This is a genomic window from Micromonospora sp. WMMD736 (genome assembly GCF_049179015.1).
Lineage (GTDB): Bacteria > Actinomycetota > Actinomycetes > Mycobacteriales > Micromonosporaceae > Micromonospora.
Map to the genome: position 1 here is coordinate 5,028,974 of NZ_JBMHMI010000001.1, position 16,211 is coordinate 5,045,184.

At 70.3% G+C, this 16,211-nt stretch carries 14 protein-coding genes; 6 read left to right on the forward strand and 8 right to left on the reverse strand.

The features are described 5' to 3' along the window. Positions 1-93 precede the first annotated feature (93 nt). Entirely contained in the window at positions 94-987 is an 894-nt protein-coding gene (gene murQ, locus ACN269_RS22765; protein ID WP_421474320.1) for an N-acetylmuramic acid 6-phosphate etherase, read from the forward strand. A 21-nt stretch (positions 988-1,008) separates the two neighbouring features. Here the strand turns inward: murQ and ACN269_RS22770 are convergent, their stop codons facing one another. From ACN269_RS22770 to ACN269_RS22790, 5 genes are all read right to left on the reverse strand, one after another. Next, the gene (locus ACN269_RS22770; protein ID WP_421474321.1) at positions 1,009-2,343 is read right to left on the reverse strand and encodes a GAF domain-containing protein; all 1,335 of its coding nucleotides are present in this window, start codon (positions 2,341-2,343) and stop codon (positions 1,009-1,011) included. Positions 2,344-2,391: 48 nt separating this feature from the next. Further along, the gene (locus ACN269_RS22775) at positions 2,392-2,661 is read right to left on the reverse strand and encodes a hypothetical protein (RefSeq protein WP_421474322.1); all 270 of its coding nucleotides are present in this window, start codon (positions 2,659-2,661) and stop codon (positions 2,392-2,394) included. A gap of 200 nt (positions 2,662-2,861) precedes the next feature. After that, complete coding sequence (locus ACN269_RS22780) at positions 2,862-5,303, reverse strand: ricin-type beta-trefoil lectin domain protein (protein ID WP_421474323.1); 2,442 nt, start codon at positions 5,301-5,303, stop codon at positions 2,862-2,864. 301 nt (positions 5,304-5,604) lie between these two features. Beyond that, the gene (locus ACN269_RS22785) at positions 5,605-6,975 is read right to left on the reverse strand and encodes a ricin-type beta-trefoil lectin domain protein (protein WP_421474324.1); all 1,371 of its coding nucleotides are present in this window, start codon (positions 6,973-6,975) and stop codon (positions 5,605-5,607) included. A gap of 344 nt (positions 6,976-7,319) precedes the next feature. After that, positions 7,320-7,724 carry an ATP-binding protein gene (locus ACN269_RS22790; protein ID WP_421474325.1) on the reverse strand — a complete coding sequence of 135 codons (405 nt, stop codon included), beginning with the start codon at positions 7,722-7,724 and terminating at the stop codon, positions 7,320-7,322. Between the two features lie 217 nt (positions 7,725-7,941). Here ACN269_RS22790 and ACN269_RS22795 point away from each other — a divergent pair, with 217 nt between their 5' ends. Then, on the forward strand, positions 7,942-8,280 hold the full coding sequence (locus ACN269_RS22795; protein ID WP_421474326.1) for an STAS domain-containing protein: 339 nt from the start codon (positions 7,942-7,944) through the stop codon (positions 8,278-8,280). Positions 8,281-8,288: 8 nt separating this feature from the next. On the opposite strand, the gene ACN269_RS22800 is transcribed toward ACN269_RS22795, so the two are convergent. After that, positions 8,289-9,530: a PP2C family protein-serine/threonine phosphatase gene (locus ACN269_RS22800; RefSeq protein ID WP_421474327.1), complete on the reverse strand. Its 1,242-nt coding sequence runs from the start codon at positions 9,528-9,530 to the stop codon at positions 8,289-8,291. Between the two features lie 214 nt (positions 9,531-9,744). Here ACN269_RS22800 and ACN269_RS22805 point away from each other — a divergent pair, with 214 nt between their 5' ends. Together ACN269_RS22805 and ACN269_RS22810 are read left to right on the forward strand one after the other, a co-directional pair. Continuing rightward, positions 9,745-10,278, forward strand: a complete 534-nt coding sequence (locus ACN269_RS22805; RefSeq protein WP_421474328.1) for a SigE family RNA polymerase sigma factor — start codon at positions 9,745-9,747, stop codon at positions 10,276-10,278. Further along, positions 10,265-11,500, forward strand: a complete 1,236-nt coding sequence (locus ACN269_RS22810; protein ID WP_421474329.1) for a hypothetical protein — start codon at positions 10,265-10,267, stop codon at positions 11,498-11,500. The genes ACN269_RS22805 and ACN269_RS22810 overlap by 14 nt, the downstream gene beginning before the upstream one ends. A gap of 40 nt (positions 11,501-11,540) precedes the next feature. Here ACN269_RS22810 and ACN269_RS22815 read toward each other — a convergent pair whose 3' ends face one another. Then, positions 11,541-12,449 carry an alpha/beta hydrolase family protein gene (locus tag ACN269_RS22815; RefSeq protein ID WP_421474330.1) on the reverse strand — a complete coding sequence of 303 codons (909 nt, stop codon included), beginning with the start codon at positions 12,447-12,449 and terminating at the stop codon, positions 11,541-11,543. A 78-nt stretch (positions 12,450-12,527) separates the two neighbouring features. On the opposite strand from ACN269_RS22815, the gene ACN269_RS22820 reads away from it, so the two are divergent. Next, positions 12,528-13,121, forward strand: coding sequence for a TetR/AcrR family transcriptional regulator (locus ACN269_RS22820; protein ID WP_421474331.1), 594 nt, complete (start codon positions 12,528-12,530; stop codon positions 13,119-13,121). Positions 13,122-13,229: 108 nt separating this feature from the next. On the opposite strand, the gene ACN269_RS22825 is transcribed toward ACN269_RS22820, so the two are convergent. Beyond that, positions 13,230-14,204 carry an IS110 family transposase gene (locus tag ACN269_RS22825; RefSeq protein ID WP_421472077.1) on the reverse strand — a complete coding sequence of 325 codons (975 nt, stop codon included), beginning with the start codon at positions 14,202-14,204 and terminating at the stop codon, positions 13,230-13,232. A 494-nt stretch (positions 14,205-14,698) separates the two neighbouring features. Between ACN269_RS22825 and ACN269_RS22830 the strand changes: the two genes are divergently transcribed. Next, entirely contained in the window at positions 14,699-16,090 is a 1,392-nt protein-coding gene (locus ACN269_RS22830; protein ID WP_421474332.1) for a glycoside hydrolase family 6 protein, read from the forward strand. The last annotated feature ends 121 nt before the right edge of the window (positions 16,091-16,211 follow it).

Sequence of the window (16,211 nt, forward strand, 5' to 3'; positions counted from 1 at the left end):
GGATTCTCAACGATCTGGCGCGCGTCGCCGAACTGGTCAGGGAGCACTCGCCCGGTCGGCGACTGAGTCACCAGCGAGAGGAACGAACACCCCGTGGACCTCAGCACCCTCGGCACCGAGACCCGCAACGACAAGACCACCGACCTCGACCGCATGTCGCCCACCGAGATGCTCCTCGCCATGAACGACGAGGACCGCACGGTGGCGGACGCCGTCCGCCGGGCCGTGCCGGACATCGCGGCCGCCGTCGACGTCGTCGTGGCATCGCTGCGCCGAGGTGGCCGGTTGATCTACCTGGGCGCCGGCACCAGCGGCCGGATCGGCATGCTCGACGCCGTCGAGTGCCCCCCGACCTTCGGTACGACGCCCGAGCGGGTCATCGGTCTGCTCGCCGGCGGGGCCGGCGCGTTCGGCGTCGCCGTCGAGGGTGCGGAGGACGACCCGGCCCGCGCCGTCGCCGATCTCGACGCGATCGGCGTCGACGACCGCGACACCGTGGTGGGGCTTGCGGCCAGCGGTCGTACCCCGTACGTGGTGGGTGGGTTGGCGCACGCCCGCACGCGCGGGGCGACCACCGTCTCCGTCGCCTGCAACACCGACGCGGTGATCAGCCGGCACGCCGACGTCGCCATCGAGGTGCCCACCGGCCCCGAGGTGCTCACCGGCTCCACCCGGCTCAAGGCCGGAACCGCCGAGAAGCTCGTCTGCAACATGCTCTCCACCGCCACGATGGCCCGGCTCGGCAAGGTCTACGGCAACCTGATGGTGGACATGAACGCCACCAACGCCAAGCTCGTCGACCGGGCGCGTCGCATCGTCGCGGAGGCCGCCGACACCGATCTCGACACGGCCGCGGGGGCGCTGGCCGCAGCCCAGGGCCACGCCAAGACCGCCATCGTGCTGCTGCTCGCGCACTGCTCCGCCGAGGAGGCCGCGACCCGGCTGCGCGAGGCCAACGACGACGTCCGGGCGGCCGTCGCGGCCTGACCGGCCGCCGCGTCGGGGCGGTCAGCGGTTGACGTACGCGGCGAGGCCGCCGAGTTCCTCGTTGGCGATGAACACCGACCGCACGTTGAGGATGGCCTCCTCCACGTGCGTGTCGCAGCCCCAGGCCGAGTCGCCCCACGAATCGGCGATCTTGACCCTGGCGGGTGCGGAGCAGCCCTGGACACCGCCGAGTTGGCAGTGCTCCGGATGCGGTCGGGCGGCCTGGGTGGCGGCGGCGTCACGCATCCGCTCGGTGAGCTCCGCGGCCGCGGCGGCCCGCTGCTCCGCCTCGGCGCGCAACTGCCGCTCCGCGCGTACCGCCCTGGCCAGCTCCTCGTGGGCCGCCCTGGCGCGCGCCTCGGCGGCCGCCTTCTCCTGCTCGACCCGGTGCCGCTCGATGGCGAGCGCCGCGGTGTCGGCGAAGACCCGGGCCAGGGCCAGGTCGGTGTCCTGCGGGACACGCGGCGTGCGGTGGTACATGGCGAAGGTGCCCAACAGGCCGCCGTCGCGAGCCAGGATCGGCATCGACCAGCACGCGGCGAGACCGGCCCGCTCCGCCAGATCCCGGAAGTCCACCCAGAACGGGTCGGTCGCGATGTCGGTGACGATGACCGGCTCCCGCCGGTACGCCGCGGTGCCGCACGAACCGACACCCTCGCCGGTGGCGATCCCGTCGATCTCCTCGTTGTAGAACTCGGGCAGGCTCGGCGCGGCACCGTGGCGCAGGTGCCGGCCGTCCGCGTCGGCGAGCAGCACGGAGACGAGCACCCGCTCGGGTGTCAGACCCTCGATGCAGCGGGCCATCCCGTCCAGCACCTCGGTCAGGGGCGCCTGCCGGGCGATCTGCTCCAGCAGGGCGCGGTGCTCGACCATCAACCGCTGGGCGTGCTTGACCTGGGTGATCTCCACGCCGATCACGCGGATCCCGGTCACCGTGCCGTCGGCGTCGCGGCGCGGCTCGTAGGTGAAGTCGAAGAACGCCTCCCGCGCGTGCGGGCCGACGCCCAGCACGATCCGGGCGTCCCGACCGGTGTACGGCTTGCCGGTGCGGTAGACCTCGTCCAGCAGGTCGAGGAAGCCCTGACCGGCCAACTCGGGCAGCAGCTCGGCGACCGTGATCCCGGTGCGCGCGCGTTCCGAACCGATGGCGGCGAAGAACGCCGGGTTCGCCGCCTCCACCACGTGCGTGGGCCCTACCAGGGCGGCGAACACCGCGATGGACTGCCCGAACAGCGCTCGCAGATCGTCCTGCGCCGCCTGCCCGGCGTCCGACGACCGTACGGCGGTCGCCCGCTGGTCCGGTACCGCCGTCATGCTCTGGTCGCCCCTCTCCGGTGCGGCGCGTCGGACGCCCACGCCCGCCAGGATACGGAAAGAGCGGCGGGGTCGCCGAGTAGGGCGGGGTCAGCCGCTCTCGTCCACGAACCTGTAGTAGCTCATCCGGAAACGTTGCAGCAGGGCGCGCATGAACTCCGGACCGGCCTCCGGCGACACCCGCTGCGCGCCGACCGGCACGCCGTTGTCGTAGAAGTCCTGTGCGAGCGCACCCCACTCCGGGTCGAGGACGGTCAGCGACACCGGCTGGCCGGGCTGCCAACGAAACTCGGCCACCCGACGATTGGTGTGCTGGGCGAACGTGTACAGCGCCACCCTGGTCGCCGCCTGCTCGGTCATACCTGCCTCCTGGTTCACCACGGCTCACTCAACACGGGTTCGGCGGGCGGAAGCTCTCGGCCACCTGCGGCGCGGCCACCACACGATACGCCCTCACCCTCCGACGTGGAGCCCGCGCCGAAACGGCGACTCCCGGCCGCTCGGGTGAGCGGCCGGGAGCCATCAATCCGGTACGACGCCCGGGTGCGGACGACCGTCGATCAGCCGCGGATCCACTGCTGGTTGCTGCCGCCGGTGCACGTCCAGATCTGCACGGCGGTGCCGTTGGCGGTGCCCGCGCCGTTGACGTCCAGGCAGAGCCCGGAGGCTACCCCGGTGATCGTGCCGTCGCCGTTGACGCGCCACTGCTGGCCGCCGCCGCCGTTGCAGGTCATGATCCGTGCGCGGCTCCCCGTCGCGGTGCTCGCCACGTCGAGGCACTTGTTGCCGTAGACGGTGAGCTGGTTGCTGCTGGTGAGCGTCCACTGCTGGTTGGCTCCGGCGTTGCAGTCCCAGATCTGCACGACCGCGCCGTCGGCCTGGCTCTGACCGTTGACGTCCAGGCACCGGTTGGAGCCGGCGCCACGGATCGTCCCGGTCGGGCCCGGCTCACCGGAGTTGCCGACCGGCGTGACGGAGAGGTTGTCGAACTGGGCGCTGACTCCCTGGCCCGTCCCATACCCGATCTGGCCGGCGACCCAGGTCGAGTCGGAGGCCGTGCCGACGGTGGTGCCGTCGATGCTCGCGGTGAGGGTACTCCCGTTGAGCGTCAACGCCAGGGTGTGCCAGCGACCGGTGCCCAGCGCCGAGGTGTTGCCGCTGGCCAGCGTGCGCCAGTTGCCGCTGGTGTTGTTGCTTCGGATCGACCACGCGCCTCCGTCGGTCACCCGGAAGTAGTAGCCGTTGAGGTTCTGCGGCCCCTGGTGGTTGTACGTGTTGGCACGCCCGATGAGCTGCGCGTAGCCGGACTTCTCCAGCATGACGTCGGAGGAGAGCGTGTAGTTGCGCCAGCTCAGGTCACCCAGCAGCGTGAACGGCTCGGCGTGCCCGGACGTCCAGAAGATCGGCGTCTGCTCCGACATCTGCCGGACGCACCGGCCCGAGTGCCCGCCCCCGCAGGTGGCGATCTCGAACGAACCCTGCTGGTCCATCAGGTACTTGGCCTCACGGCCGACGTCGTAGCTGTCGAAGGTGTCGCTGTACGGCAGCTTCAGGGTGCCCTGCGCCGGGCTGGTCGCCGTGCCCTTGCCCTGCCCGCTGGTGGTGGTGATGCTGTAGACGTAGCCGGGCTGGACGGTCAGCGAGAAGCGGCCGCCGTTCGGCGTGAGGTCGCTGCCCCGGACGAAGTGGTCGGCGGTGTTGTTCGACCTGACGTTCGTCGACCAGACGCGCACGGTCCCGGTGGACAGTCCGCCGGTGACGGTGAAGTCGAGGGTCTGCGCCGATCCGGCGTCCATCGTCTCGATGATGGTGCTGTAGTCGCTGTTGTTGGTGGACTTGAGCGACACGTAGCTGCCGTTGTTGCGGTTGCCGCCGAGGTAGCCGCTCGATCCGTCGAGATACCGCCAGCCCGGCGCGGTGAACTGCGTGGTCTGTGCCATCACCCAGGCGCTCTTGCCGATCGAGTAGGCGCCGGACCAGGGCTGCTGGGCCACCGCAACGCCCGTGGTCGCCCACGGGATGTTGGGGGTGATGGCGGCGATGGCGGGCCAGTTGATGTAGCCGGTCATCTTGCCGTCGATGTAGCCACGGTTGATGCCCCGGGCGAGAGCCTGCGCGCCGGCGTTGTAGTCGTCGGAGCCGTTCTCGCTGGCCCAGAGCGCCTTGCCGGTGGAGATCGCGTTGTTCGAGCTGGGGCAGCTGGACTGGGCGCTGCGGTAGCCGCAGACGTAGTGGCTGCCGAAGACCTGTACGGCGTTGGCGAACGCCGGGTCGCGCAGCGACTCGTCGGCGGCACCCCAGCCGAAGTCGTCCGAGGCCACGATCTTGACGCTGCTGTAGCCCCGGGAGTTGAGGGTGGAGCGGAGGTTCTTGTACCAGGTGGCGTTGTAGCCCTTCTCGTTCCACCCGCCGAGGTAGTTGATGGTCAACCCGTGGGTCGCCGCGCAGTCCAGCCAGGCGACCAGGTAGTCGATGGAGTCGTTCGACCAGAAGTTGCCGTTGCCGATCCAGCCCGGCGCTCCCCAGGCGAGGCCCGCCAGGGCGATGTTGGCGTTACGGGCCCGCGCCTGCTCCATCAGCCACCACTCGTAGCCGCGGTTGCAGTTGATGGCGCCCCGGGTGTGCTCGTGGCTGGGCTCCGCGCCGGAGGTGGAGTTGGTGTCGCCGCCGATCTCGGTCTTCAACAGCTGCATCGCGGCACCCCGGCCCGGCTTGAACAGGTAGTCCAGGATGTCGCTGCGCTGCGGTTCCGGGTAGTCGATCAGCAGTCTGCTGTTGCCGCCGCCGCCGCTGACCGCGCCGACTCCGTCGAGTGCCCGCCCACCGGAACCGCCGTTGATCGTGATGGCCGTCGCCGCCTGCGCCGGGGTGGCGACGGCGGTCAGCACGGCTGCCGCCCCCACGAGCGCCCCCGCCAGCGCGGCCGTTAACCGACGTGGCCGCCGCGTGTGTCGCCATGACTGGCGTCGTGCCGCCTCGCCGGCGCTCTCTCTACCGAACATCTGATTCGCCTCCCGGACCGTCCCGACACCCGAAGCCGTACGGCAGGTTGTCGAGCTGTCGCAAGGCACAGGGGCCGATGATCGAAGATCGTTGATGAGCAGACGTCGTATGTTAGACACCGCATGGATCGACGGTCAATGCCGCTTCCTGGCTCAATTACCGCCATTTGCGTCGACGGACTTCGAGTGGCGGCCATGAAAGATTCGATGAATGGCTCGGTGGCGGAGCCTGATGGTTCCGCCACCGAGCCGGACCGTGGCGCGGCAGCAGCACGGTCCTACCGTTGCGCGACCGCCAGGCTCAGCTTCGGGTCCACCGCTGGTTGGCGGCGCCGTTGCAGTCCCGGATCTCGGCACGCGTGCCGTTGGCGGTCCCGTTGTTGACCAGGGCGAGGCACCGACCGGACCCGACCCCGGTGATCGAGCCGTCCGAGTTGAACCGCCACTTCTGGTTGGACTGGCCGTTGCAGTCCCAGATGATCACCGAGCTGCCGTTCGCCGTGGCGGCGCCGTTGACGTCGAGACACTTGCCGCCGAACACCCGCAGTTCCTGCGACGCCGTCGAGGTCCAGCTCTGGTTGCTCTGGCCGTGGCAGTCCCAGATGATCGCCGCCGCGCCGTTGGTCTGCGAGGCGCCGTTGACGTCCAGGCAGCGACCGGAGGCGGTGTTGCGTACCGCCGACGTGCTGCTCGGTGGCGGGGTGGTCGGATTGCCGGTGGGCGAGACGGTCGGGCTCGGCGTCGGGTCGGTGCTGCTGAACTGCGTGAAGAACCGCCACACCTCGCCCTTGGTCCAGGTCCGCGCGCCGCTGTCCCCGCCGCCGTCCACCGGGCCGGGGGTGTGCCCGCCGTCGAAGGCGGCCCAGACCACGGGATAGCCGGACCGGCAGCCGGAGTACGTGGTGGTGATGTGGGTCAGGCTCCCCGCTCTCGGTTCGGGCGGGCTCTGCGCGGTGCACCCGTTGTTCCGGACGAACGTGTCGCGCAGGGACCGCCCGGCGGAGACGTTGAGCACCGGATCCCCGATGCCGTGGATGCCCATGTACGCGATCGGCTGGTTGCCGCCGCTGCACCCGCTGAGCTGGCCGCCGGAGTAGACCGCGACGGCGCGGAAGACGTTGGCGCGGGAGCAGGCCAGCGAGTAGCTCATGCCTCCGCCGTAGCTGAAGCCGAGCGCGAAGAGCTGCGACGTGTCGACACAGAGGTCGGCCTCGATCAGGTTGATCATGTTGTCGACGAAGGTGACGTCCTGGCCGCCGGGGTTGGCCCAGCCGTTCCCGTTGCCCTGCGGAGCGACGAAGATGGTGCTGTTGTTGGCCTGCTGGCGCAGGCCGTAGTAGGACCAGGCCGCACCGTCCGACCCGCCGCCGTCGACGTCGTTCATGGTGCCGCCGTTCCAGTGGAATCCGAAGATCAGCCGGTACGGGTGGTTCCGGTCGTAGTTGTCAGGGATCCGCAGGATGAAGCTACGGTTCTGACCGCTGCTCTGGATGGACCGTTGACCGCTGGTCAGCGTGGGTGCCTTGCCGCACCCGGCGGTTCCTGCGGCCGCTGCGACGTTCGCGGCCGACGCGGTGGTGCTCGCGCCACCGGTCACTATCGCCGCACCCACGGTCGCGACGACGAGCGCCGCCGTCGCAAGAGAACCGAGGATGGGTCTACGTCCTGTCATGATGGGCTCCCGCCAATCGGCACGAAGGAAACAGGTGAGGGGATCCACGGCGGCCACGACACGCCACCGCTCACCGCTGCCGACGCCGCTCGGCGCGGACGAAACCCCGACGCGGTGTGCCCACGACGACCGATCGGCTCGTCGCCACGGGTGTGCACCGCTGGTCTCGCTGCCCAGGCGGACCAGAGGGTCGTCGAATCGTCGGTGGCCCTTGTCGTACGCCCGAAACGCCACCCGACCGACCGTCGTTACGGCCGAATCGATTCGGCCCCGACGCTAGATCTGGCAGTGAAATATGTCAATGCTGTGTCGAGTGGGTTGCGACCCGACGGCAAGGGCCGGCGCTACGGCGCTGTTCGTACCTTGCTGAGGTTCTTGGTGATGCGCAGCAGCACCTCGTCCGCTGGTCCGTCGACGAAGGCGGCCGTGTCGGAGAGCGCGGCGATCAGCGGCAGTCCACGGCCGCCGATGGTCAGCGGCGCGGGAAGGTCGGCGTCGAGCTTGGCCGCGTCCGGGGTGCTGCCCCGGTTGCCGACTTCGAGCACACACACGTCGTCGTCGATGCTGATCCTGAGGTCGACGACGCTGCCGGGATCGGCGTGGATCACCGCGTTGGAGCACGCCTCGCTGATCAGCACCGCGAGGTTGGCGCGAACGTCATCGTCGACGTCGGTCAGGCTCAGCAGGGTGGCGAGGATGTGCCGGGCGCGGGCCACCGCCGACGGCTGGCGCGGGAGCGACACTGTCATGCCCACCCGCATCGCGAAGCCCCCTCCCAGACCCGTGCGTCGCCAGCCCGGACCACCCTGTCATACCCACGGCCGGGTGCCCCGATACCCGTGTCGCACGAACGGATCCGGAACCTTGACAGGGCGGTAGGTGGCGGCATCTGGCACGGTAGGGGGCGAGCAGGCACCGCACAGCGGGCCGACGCAGCACACGTGAGGGGGAGTGGTGGATTTCGCGTTGGCAACCCGGCGAGGGCGCGTCGGCACGGTGGTGGAGGTCGCCGGCGATCTGGACATGAGCACCACGCCGCGTCTGCGAGACGGGCTGCTGGAGGCGGTCGAGAGCGGTGCCCGGGTGGTGGTGGTGGACCTCGCCGCCGTCGGGTTCATGGACTCCAGCGGCCTGGGCGCACTCGTGACCGCCTACAAGGCGATGCGGGCGCGGGACGGCTGGCTCGGCCTGGCCGGAGCCCAGCCGCCGGTACGCAAGGTGCTATCGATCACGTCGGTGGACCGGGTCATCGAATCCTTCGACACCGTGCAGGACGCCGAGGCGGCGTCCCCAGCGGCGTCCTGAACGTCGTCTCAGTGGCTGCTGGCCCGGTCGACATCAGCGCCGGCGGTGCTGCGACGCGGCCCGTGGCCGTCGTACCAGTCGATGATGAGCAGGGTCGCGTCGTCGGCCAGCACCGGGCCGGCGGCCGCCAGCACCGCGTCGGACAACGCCCGGACCGCCTCGCGCGGATGCAGGTGGGCGATCTCGAGCAGCGCCGCGGCCAGGTCCAGGTCGGCGGCGTTGCGTTCCCGCACCCCGTCGGTGACGATCACCAACCGGTCGCCGGGGCGTAGGGAGATCTCGCCGCTGCGGTAGCTCTCCTCGGGGAACATGCCCAGCGGGAAGTTGCTGGGCAGCTCCACCGGTACGACCTGGCCACCCCGGACCAGCAGCGGCGGAACGTGCCCGGCGTTGAGCAGTTCGCAGTGACCGGTACGCAGGTCCATCCGGCCGAGCACTGCGGTGACGTACGCGCCGGGCACGTTGGCGTGCTCGGCGACGGCCCGGTTGGCCTGGTCGGCCTGCGCGACGAGGCTGTCGCCACGACGGCGGGTGTTCCGCAGGCTGCCCACCCCGAGGGTGGCGGTCAGCGCGCTGGCCACGCCGTGCCCCATCGCGTCGGTGACGCTGAGGTGCAGCAGGTCCCGGGCCAGGCTGTAGTCGAAGGTGTCCCCACCGACACTGGCCGCCGGTTCCAGCCATCCGGAGAGCGCGAAGGCGCCGGCCTCGCAGGTGAACGCGGCGGGTAGCAGCCGGCGCTGGATCTCCGCGGAGAGGGTGAACGGGGTGCTGCGCTGACCCCACTCGAACAGGTCGGTGTGCCGGCGGTTGGCGATGACCACGAACGCCAGCGCGTGCGCGGTGCGGGTGATCTGCGCGATCACCGACTCGTCCGGCTCCTGCGGAAGGTCGATCTCCAGCAGGCCGATGGCCTCGCCGCGCTCGGTGACCGGCGCCAGCACGGTCCACCGGTCGTCGCCGATGAGCACCTGGGTGCTCTGCTGACGGATGACCTGCTCGCGGGGACCGCCGTCGAACGGCAGGACCTCGGCGGCCTCCTCGTCCTGGCGACGGCCGGGACCGCCGGGGGCCGGTTGGTGGGTCAGCCGGACCAGCGCGCGGCCGCTGAGGTCGGCGATCAGCAGCGACACACTCGACGCGTGCAGCGCCGCGGCGATGGTGCCGGTGACTGCCTCGACCGCCTCCACGGGGGCGGCGTCCTCGGCCGCCTGCAACACCCCGGTCAGCACCGCCTGCCCGCTGTCGTCCACCCGTCGAGCATAAGCACCCGTCCGCAGGCCCGGGTGGGCTGCATCGGCTCTCGGGACGCCGTTCGGGCCCGGCGCACCAGGCGGGCGTCCGGCTCGAACGACCGCAGCAGCCCGTGCGACCCATCGCTGCGTAGTCGCACAACTACTTGGCCGGTCGGTGCAACTTCCCGGTACGGCGGCTCCGTTCTACCTCCGTCACGAGGAGGCGGTCGACGTGAAAGCCGAAGACGAGCAGGCATTCCGCGAGTTTGTGACGTCAGAGATGGCGTCCCTGCGCAAGCTGGCGTACGTGACCTGCGGCGACTGGCACACGGCAGAGGACGCCGTCGCCAACGCGCTGGTCAAGCTCTACCCGCGCTGGCGCAAGCTGGACCGGCCCGACCTGTACGTCAAGACCATGGTCTACCGGGCCGCGATCGACGAGACCCGTCGGCCGTGGCGGCGTGAGCGACCGACCGGTGATGCCATGCCGGACGTGGTGGTGCGGGACCCGGCCGTCGCGACCGACGAGCGAATGCGCCTGCGGGTGGCGCTCGACGCGGTGCCGGCCCGGCAGCGGGCCGCGGTCGTGCTCCGGCACTACCTGGGTCTCAGCCTGGAGGAGACGGCCGGCGTCCTCGACTGCACGGTCGGCGCGGCCAAGAGCCAGGCCTCGCGGGGCCTGGCGAAGCTGCGCGAGTCCCTCGCCGGCGAGCGCGTCAATCTCACCGGGAACCCGATGGAGGAGTGGACCAATGCAGTTGCGTGACCTCGTGGACACGGTGACCGGCGACGAGCCGCCGATGACACGTACCGTCGACGACATCGTCCTGTTGGGGCGGCGGGCGGAGCGGCGTCGCCGCGCGGGGTTCGCGTCGGCCGGCGCGGCGGGTCTGGTCGCGGTCGCGGTGGCCGGTGTGCTCGTCCTGCCCGCCCTGAGCACCGAAAAGAACACCACGCCGGCTCCGGCCGGCGCGACGGCGTCCAGGCCCGGTCCGGCCGTCTGGTCCGACCCCGCGCCGTTCACCTTCACCTTCACCGGGTACGACGCCGGTCGGTTGCACGTGCAGGACCCGATCGTGGTGTCCACCGCCTACCAGATCGCCTCCGTCTACTCCGACGATCACGACACGAACGACCGGCCGGTGAGCGAGGAGGATGCCTCGCCCCCGGACGCGGGCCTCAGCGTCGAGCAGCAGAAGAAGGTGGCAACCGACGACAAGCCGAACCTGTGGGCCTACCTGACCGTCTACCGGCCGGGTGCCTTCGACCCGGCCCGAATCAAGGGCGGCAGCCACATCACGGTGGACGGCCGTAGGGTCATCCGGGCGACGCTGCCGATCGGCCTCGACCCAGAGAGGGAGCTGAACCCGCGCAACAAGCTGGTCGCCTGGGAGTACGCCGACAACGCCTGGGCCGCCGTCAGGTCGATCTCCACCGACCCGGCGACGCCGAGCTTCGAGGACCTGGGCGGCCTCGTCGAAGGACTGAAGCCCAGCACGCCGAAGCCGGCCCTGGTGCCGTTCACGGTGGGCTATGTGCCGGCCGGCTACGCACCGCTGCAGATCGGCACGCACGCCATGCCCGGCCTCAGCGGCATCGCGGCGGCCCGCGCTGGTGACTACGGCGGCGCGACGTACACCAAGCCATCCGCGCCCACCTCGGGTCTGACGGCGCCCTACGACTCGACCGGGGACGGCATCGCGGACGGGTTCCACATCTTCGTCACCCCGAACGCCAGCTCGAACCAGTCGCCCGAGCCCGGTGCCACCAGGTGTCACAAGGGGTCCGACCGCAGCGGCGGGAACGCCGGCGGCGGCTTCTGCAACATCTGGAGTGCCGACGGGACGTTCGTCCTCCAGGTCAGCTCCGATGGTCTCGGCGGTCACCTGTCCCTGGCCGAGCTGGAGAAGATCGCCAAGGGGATCACGGTGGCCGAAGTCCGCAACGAGTCGACCTGGACCCCCGCCGCGCGGGCGCTACGGCCGTAGTGGGGGTACGTGTGCCGTCGACCGACGTCCGGTCCGGCGTCTACTTCTGCTCGATGGCGAAGGCGCCGCCGCTGGTCGCGGCGCGTCCGTCGAGGTCCCCCCACGCGGTGCCGTCGAGCCCGAGAACCTTCAGGAGGTACGCGGAGACGGCGTCGGCGACGAGCGCCACCCGCGCCGGGTCCTCGTCGGTGGTCTCGGCGACGCTCTCGCCGGCGATGCCGCCGAGGGTGTGGTGGCCTTCGGTGATGGTGAGCATGCTCTTGGGCGCGGGGCTGAGGTGGTAGGCGTCGGTGAACCAGTCCGGCCCGCGGGTGGACATCGCCGACCGGTCCTCGCCGCCGGTGACGACCAGGGCCTGCGTGGTCATGGTGGAGTAGTCGGGTCGCATGAACGGCAGGTGCTCGGCCGCGAACGGGGTGAGGGTGTCGCCGGTGCCGGTCGCCGCGATGAGGACCCCGGCCGTGACCGCGCGGTGGGAGAAGTCCTCGCCCGGCGTGCCGTCGGCGTCGAGCACGCGAGCGCCCAGCAGGGTGCCGACCGTCTGGCCGCCCCAGGAGTGCCCGACGGCGGCCACCCGTGCCTCGTCGGCGCGGCCGCGCAGGCCTGCCTGGTCGAGAAGTTCTCCGAGGTTGTCGAGGATCGCGTGCAGATCCGCGATCCGTACGCGCCAGATGGTGCCGAACCGTGGGTCGTCGAACCCGATGCCGTTGCGCCGGGAGTCGAGGTGGGTCGGCTGGACGACGACGAATCCGGCTGCCGCCCACCGGTCGACGAGCGGTTCGTAGCCGTCCATCGACCAGGCGTTGCCGTGCGAGAACACGATCACCGGGAGGTCTCGCCCGGATGCCGGCGCGGTGACCTTGACCGGTAGGTCGATACCGCGTCCCTCGGTCGGCACGAGGATCGGCTTGATCGCGATGATCCGCTGGGTGGCCTGCTGTCCGTTCATGGCGCGCTGCTTCCTTGAAGTCGGGGACGGGTCTGCCATAATTTGGCGGAACCGTGTTCCGTCAACAGTAGCGGAACAATGTTCCGTCAACAAGGAGGGGCTGTGACCGACCAGCTCGGCGCACGTCAGGCAGGTGCACGGCGTACCCGCGAAGCACTCCTCGCCGCCGCCGCGGCCGTCTTCGTGGAGCAGGGAGTGCAGGCGCCCATCCGGGACATCGCCGGGCGTGCGGGCGTCGGCCTCGGCACGGTCTACCGCCACTTCCCGAGTCGGGCCGAGTTGGTGGTCGGGGTCTACCGTCACCAGATCGACGAGTGCGTCGCGCTCGCCGCCACGCTGCGGGACGAACCCATTCCCGCCGTAGAGTCGCTGACGCGGTGGATCGGCTCTTTCGTGGAGTTTCTGGTGACGAAGCACGGTCTGGGGGTTGCCCTGCAATCCGAGGACCCGAGCCTGCTCACCCTGCACGCCCTGATGCTCGAGCGGCTCGTCCCCGCGTGTGCTTCGCTGATCGACGCAGGCGTGGCGGAGGGCGACATCGACCCGACGGTGACCGCGCACACCCTCATGCGCGCCGTGGGGAACCTGTGCATCCTCGGCCCCGGGTACGAACGTGCCGACGCACAGGCCATGGTGGCCCGCCTGCTCATAGGGTGCCGCCGCCGACCCTAGGGGGCCGGCCCTTCACCTTCCGGCGTCGATCTTGCACGAAATGTCGCCGCTTTGCCTTCTTCGCCTCTTTTGTGGCGACAGGAAGTGCAAGATCTGTGAGGGTTGCTGTCAAGCGGTGGCTTCGAGGATGCGCCAGATTTGGCGGGCTATGTAGCGTTTGAGGCTGCGGGTGATCTCGGCTGGGGTGTGGCCTTGGGTGGTGCGGCGGTTGACGTAGTCCTTGGTGGGTTGGTGGCAGCGTTGTCGGGCTTTGGCGATGGTGTGCAGGGCGGCGTTGAGGGTGCGGTCGCCGCCTCGGTTGAGGCGGTGGCGGACGGTGCGGCCGGAGCTGGCGGGGACGGGGCTGACGCCGGCGAGTGAGGCGAATGCGGCTTCGCTGCGGAACCGGCCGGGGTGTGACCAGGCGGTCAGGGTGATCGCGGCGGTGACGGGGCCGATGCCGGGTTGGTCGAGCAGGGTCGGGCAGAGTTTGTCGACCAGGGTGCGGATCTCGGTGAGGTTGGCTTTCAGGAGCCGGTCGAGGGTCAGGATCTGCTCGGCGAGGGCTGCTAGTTGACTGCGGCGTAGGTGGTCGCCGCTGTTGTCGTTGGTGAGGGTGGTGGCGTGCTGGACCTGCCGCAGGGTGCTCAGGCCACGTAGTTGGGTGCGTAGGTCGTCGTCGGCGGTGAGGATCACCGATTTGAACAGGTTGATGGTGGCGGTACGGGTGTCGCTGTAGTGGCGGCGGCAGACGTGCAGCAGGCGCAGGGATTCCCGGTCGCCGTCGATGCGGGGCACGGCGACGTGATCGGCGGCCAGCACGGCACGAGCGGCGTGCACGGCGTCCAGCGCGTCGGACTTGCCGCCTCGCCGGCGGCGGCCGGTCGCGGGTTTGGGTGCTTCCAGGACATCTTCACCCGCGGCACGCAGGACCCGTAGCAGGCCGACACCGTGACAGCGGGCACCGTCCAGGGCCCAGGCCCGCCGGCCCGTTCCCAGCACGCTCGTCTGCTGCCGGGCCCAGGCCAGCAGAACAGCGGCACCGTCGGCGGTGGCCGGCACGGTGATCTCGGCCAACACGGTCCCGACCGGGGTGCTGACCACAGCGGTGTGCGTATCGGTATGGGTATCCACACCGATAACCGCGTCGACACGGTCGGCCAGGCGATCTGTCAGGATGCAAGACACGGACGCTTCTCCCTTGCACGGGACGACGTTCGGACGGCGTCGGCCCGGGAGACGATCACCCGGCGGCATATCTGTGATGAGTCACGCGATACCAGTCGCGGACAGGCTTCTGATCAGGCCAGCAAGGTGGGCCGGGCCGACGCCGGTAACCCACGAGGACAAGTCGCACTCCACGGCACACCCTCTGACGGCGGCCAGATCTTGCATGAGTCACTCGTCGATCACCGACGTCGAACCCTACCGATGCCAGCCTCCCGGAACCGGCCCACCTATAGAAGCGTCGACGCGGGGTCGGGTGTGCGGGCACCGGAAAGTTTCGCGCACCTTGGCAGCGGCGCGCGCCTCCGCTACCTTCATGGGAACGCTCCCATGAACTTAGATACATCAATGTGATCAGGAGGAAACACGACGTGGCTATCCTCTCCCTCCGGCGACGCAGATCCACGGCACTCGGCGTGGCTGCGGTCGCGGCCGCCACCGCAGCCGGCGTCTGCCTCGCCGTCGGCAGCGCGTCCGCCGGCACGATCTCCGGGCCGCTCTACCGCGACCCGACTTCGGCGGTCGTACGCTGGGTCGCCGCCAACCCCGGCGACTCGCGCGCCGCCGTCATCCGCGACAAGATCGCGAGCCAGCCGCAGGCCCGCTGGTTCGCCAACTTCAACATCTCGACCGCGCAGTCCGAGGCCGCCGCGTACGTCGGCGCCGCCAACGCCGCGCAGCAGATCCCGGTGATCGCGGTCTACCAGATCACCAACCGGGACTGCGGTGGCGCCAGCGCCGGTGGTGCGCCGGACCTCAACCAGTACCAGAGCTGGGTGTCCAACTTCTCCCGGGGACTGGGCAACCAGACCGTGATCATCATCCTGGAGACCGACTCGCTCGCCCTGCTGACGTGCCTGAACAGCAACGAGATCAACGCCCGTAACCAGGCGATCTCGACGGCCACCCGGACCATCAAGTCGGCCAATCCCAACGCCAAGGTCTACCTCGACGCCGGCCACTCCACCTGGAACAGCGCGGGTGAGACCGCCAACCGGCTGCGGGCAGCCGGTGTGCAGTACGCCGACGGATTCTTCAGCAACGTGTCGAACTACAACTCGACCTCCAGCGAGGCCAACTTCGGTCGGGCGGTCATCTCCTCCCTCAACGGCATGGGCATCTCGGGCAAGCGCCAGGTGATCGACACCAGCCGCAACGGTGGGGCCAGCGGAGACTGGTGCGGCGACGACAACACCGACCGGCGCATCGGGATGTACCCGACGACGAACACCGGCGACAGCAACATCGACGCGTACCTCTGGGTGAAGCCTCCGGGTGAGGCGGACGGTTGCCGGTTCACCGCCGGTTCGTTCCAGCCCGACCTGGCCTACAGCCTGGCCAACGGCGTGCCCAACCCACCCACGACGGCCCCGCCGACGACTCCTCCGCCGACCACGCCGCCGCCGACGACCCCGCCGCCCACCACCCCGCCGCCCACCACGCCGCCGCCCACCACGCCGCCGCCGACCGGTAACGGCTGCTCCGCGTCGGTGGCGCTCAACCAGTGGTCCGGTGGCTTCACGGCGAGCGTGACGGTCACCGCCGGTTCCGCGGACATCAACGGCTGGACCGTGACCATCACGCTGCCCAGCGGCGCTGCGGTGACCGGTGTCTGGAACGCGCAGGCCAGCGGCAGCAGCGGCACCGTCCGGTACACCAACGTGGGCTACAACGGACGCGTGGGCGCCGGCCAGTCGACCAACTTCGGCTTCCAGGGCACCGGCACCGGCCCGGGCGCGACGGCCAGCTGCGTGGCCGCCTGACCCCAACCGAACTCACTGGCCCGGCGCGGAGGACCACCTCCGCGCCGGGCCAGCACCATTGGGGGGGGGGTACGCCCCGGAGCGCCCAGCGTCGCAGTGACGATTCAGCAACCGCTCCCGT

What these genes read in the sequence shown, in the direction of transcription:
- ACN269_RS22775 (WP_421474322.1), bottom strand. Translation starts at nt 2,661, where the DNA reads ATGACCGAGCAGGCGGCGACCAGGGTGGCGCTGTACACGTTCGCCCAG.
- ACN269_RS22790 (WP_421474325.1), bottom strand. Translation starts at nt 7,724, where the DNA reads ATGACAGTGTCGCTCCCGCGCCAGCCGTCGGCGGTGGCCCGCGCCCGG.
- ACN269_RS22780 (WP_421474323.1), bottom strand. Translation starts at nt 5,303, where the DNA reads ATGTTCGGTAGAGAGAGCGCCGGCGAGGCGGCACGACGCCAGTCATGG.
- ACN269_RS22810 (WP_421474329.1), top strand. Translation starts at nt 10,265, where the DNA reads ATGCAGTTGCGTGACCTCGTGGACACGGTGACCGGCGACGAGCCGCCG.
- ACN269_RS22820 (WP_421474331.1), top strand. Translation starts at nt 12,528, where the DNA reads ATGTTCCGTCAACAAGGAGGGGCTGTGACCGACCAGCTCGGCGCACGT.
- ACN269_RS22785 (WP_421474324.1), bottom strand. Translation starts at nt 6,975, where the DNA reads ATGACAGGACGTAGACCCATCCTCGGTTCTCTTGCGACGGCGGCGCTC.
- ACN269_RS22815 (WP_421474330.1), bottom strand. Translation starts at nt 12,449, where the DNA reads ATGAACGGACAGCAGGCCACCCAGCGGATCATCGCGATCAAGCCGATC.